Origin of the sequence: Protofrankia sp. Cr2, assembly GCF_963555885.1 — a bacterium.
Taxonomy (GTDB): Bacteria; Actinomycetota; Actinomycetes; order Frankiales; family Frankiaceae; genus Protofrankia.
In genome coordinates this window covers 41,498-43,629 of record NZ_CAUVXG010000042.1, presented here as the reverse complement: position 1 = coordinate 43,629, position 2,132 = coordinate 41,498, and the positions used below count along the sequence as shown (strand labels likewise).

2 protein-coding genes are annotated in these 2,132 nt (G+C 66.0%); both read right to left on the bottom strand.

Annotation, left to right across the window (positions count from 1 at the left end):
* Positions 1 to 18 precede the first annotated feature (18 nt).
* Positions 19 to 813: a sucrase ferredoxin gene (locus U9978_RS17605; RefSeq protein ID WP_322762232.1), complete on the bottom strand. Its 795-nt coding sequence runs from the start codon at positions 811 to 813 to the stop codon at positions 19 to 21.
* A 481-nt stretch (positions 814 to 1,294) separates the two neighbouring features.
* Entirely contained in the window at positions 1,295 to 1,996 is a 702-nt protein-coding gene (locus tag U9978_RS17600) for a DUF402 domain-containing protein (RefSeq protein ID WP_322762235.1), read from the bottom strand.
* Between the last annotated feature and the right edge of the window lie 136 nt (positions 1,997 to 2,132).

Below are 2,132 nucleotides of genomic sequence, written 5' to 3'. Positions count from 1 at the left end.
GGTCTGATGAATACTGGATCAGCGACGGACCGTGACCCGCCATTGCCGGCCGGTGGATTTCTCGGCTGCCGAGCAGGTGAAGTGGATCTCATTGCCCTCATGCGTGTCGCGATGGACGTCGAGCAGATGGCGGCGGTCTCCGTGTTCGGCGGTGACCGTGTAATGATCACCATTCTGGCTGGTGATGGTGATATGCGGGAGATCTTCCGGTCGGCGCAGACGGTAGCGCTCCCGGAACCAGATCTCGGCAACGGATTCGGTTGGCGTGGAGCCGAGCCTGCCCCGGATGTGGCCGAGCGGCAGCAGGCCCTCGAGGGCTAGGTCGGACAGCTGCTCGTCGGTGGCGCTGTCGAGGCGCCCGAGAAGGTATCCGCCCGGCAGGACGATGGCGTTGGCCGCGAGGCGGTCACCGCCGATGTGGCTCACGCCGAAGGTCGGGGTATCGGGTAGCAGGTCGTGGAGACGGCGCAGCAGGGGTGCGCCGGCCCGACCGCAGCACGGGTCATGGCGGCCGTGGATGCACACGCCGAGGAACGGGACCTGCGGCGATGGTGAGAGCGGCGGCGCAGCCGATCCGAGGTCCGACTGCGGTCGCGTCGTGCCTTGCGTGATCGTCCGGTCGTGCACATTCCACCGGAACGGTTCCAGCGTGGCCGACTTGTTCGGGTATGACCGGTACAGGACTGTTGTGGTGTCGGCCGGGACCGGCCCGAGGCCGGGTACCGATGCCGGGGCGGGACCGGCGAACCGGGGCCATGGCGCAGGTGCGGGGAGAAACAGGTAGCTGCGATGCCGGGGAACGGTGCCGCGCATGTCCTCATGAATACCCCGCGACTCCGACGAGCAGGCAATCGTGCGCGGGCTTGGCTGCGCACATGCAGTCAGGGCGCCGGTGGATGATGATATTGGATGATCCCGGTGGGAAGGTCGCAACTGTGGGACTTCCGGTCGGGTAGCGTCGTCCACGCGGCTCCTTGGATGCATGAGATCGTCGTATCAGGTAAGCCTAACCTTAAACTACGGCATCCGATGGTGTCTGTGGCCGACCTGACAGCGGCAGATCCGAGCCGGAGTCGGGGTGCTGAGGGTCCAGCGCTGATGGGATGCGCCCGGCGCCAGATCGATGGGGAAGTCGATGGGATAACAGTTCGGCTCCCGCGGATCAGCGGGCGTCACGACATCCCGTGGTCGTCGCCCGCCTCCGTTATCCGATGCACGATCATATCGGTGTGTCGTTCGAGGTCGGATTTCCGCGGCCACATGGCCGGCACCGTACTGGAGCCAGGAGTGGATGTCAGGTTCCTGTCGATGGACCTGGGACATGCTCGTCGGTGCGCCGGATTCGCGGCCGGTCCCAGCCGGCGGGCAGGGTGGTCGGCATCTGCCAGGACGGTTCGGGGCGGAAATCGCACCAGGTGCCGTCGAACGGAAACCGTCCCTCCTCGACGCGTCTGATCACCTTTTCGCCCTCGGCCCGTACCGCCGCTGCGTCGGTCACCCAGTAGTGCTCGGGGAAGGCGAGGCGCTCGTCAAGTTCGTCCTCGTCCTTCCACTCCCAGTTGCGGTTCGGATAGACCCAGATATCGAGGTCGTGGTCACAGCCGTCGACCCCGGCGAGCGCACCGCCGCCGTCGCGCCAGCGGGCGACAGGTTCTTCGAGGTTCACGTACCAGGCTGCAAAGGTGCTGCGAGCGTCCCAGAACCACCACACCGAATGCGCCTGCCGCGGTGGGATCAGCATGAAGATGTTCGGACCGTGCCATCCGGTCGTGGTGAGTTCGGTGGGTTGACGCACCCATTCGGCGAAGGGCATGTCACGGATGCCACGGCCGTCCCGACTCATCCTGATCGCGATGGGACCGCCGTGGGGAATCCACAGTCGCAGGCCACGCTCGTCATCGCCGACGACGATTGCCGAGCGGACGAGAACCAGGGCGTCTCCGGTGAACATCCGGTGCAGGATCGGTTGTCCCGGCCTAAATACGACATCCACCATGGTCACGGTACAGACCATATCCAAGGGCTTCACGCCCGTTCCCCGCTACCGGTCGGTGTCAGGGAATGCCGCCGAAGAGATCGTCGCCGGGACCGGCCTGTTTGCTGTGGCCGGTCCCGGTCCCGGTCCCGGTCCC